Here is a 667-nt window from a genome sequence, read left to right on the forward strand (position 1 = left end):
GGTGCCATCGTGTCCCCGCCCGATGCCGTCTCGGCCCGTGCGGTGCTCCAGCGCGTCCGCCTGCCCCGGCGGATCATGACGCTCCTCGAAGGGGAGAGCCTCCTCAACGACGCCACCGGCCTGGTGCTGTTCCGCTTCGCGGTGGCGGCGGTGCTCACGGGCGCCTTCGACGCCGGCGACGCCGTGATGAGCTTCGCGATGCTGGCCATGGGCGGCGTTGCGGTCGGCGCTGCGATCGGGGCCGTCTGGGTACTGCTGGTCCGGCGGCTGGGCGAGGACGACCTGGTGATCGCGGCCACCGTCCTGGTCTGTTGGGCGGCCTATCTGGTGGCGGAGACGCTGCACGTTTCCGGTGTCTTCGCGACGGTGACGGCGGGCCTGGTCGGCGGATGGTACCAGCATGTCGTTCTGTCCGCCCGGATGCGGATCCGCGGCACCGCCTTCTGGACCGTGATGATCTTCCTGTTCGAGGCCTCGGTCTTCATCCTGATTGGCCTCACGCTGCGCGGCGTGCTCGAGCGCGTGGGCGGGTTCGAACTCGTCTTCGACCAGATGGCCTGGCCCGCTTTGGCCATCATCCTGGCCGCCACGGTGGCGCGGTTCGTCTGGGTCTTCGGATCCGATCTTGTCATCCTGGCGGCACAGCGGCTCCGGATCACCGACAAGG

The 667-nt window shown here is 69.3% G+C and carries 1 protein-coding gene; it reads left to right on the forward strand.

All coding sequences use genetic code 11. From position 1 onward, the window contains the following. Window positions 1–667: cation:proton antiporter (locus tag AC1DWF_RS35155; RefSeq protein WP_476843092.1), on the forward strand; the 667-nt coding region annotated here is incomplete at both ends.

The sequence above is a fragment of the Aminobacter sp. P4_D5 genome, assembly GCF_056401815.1.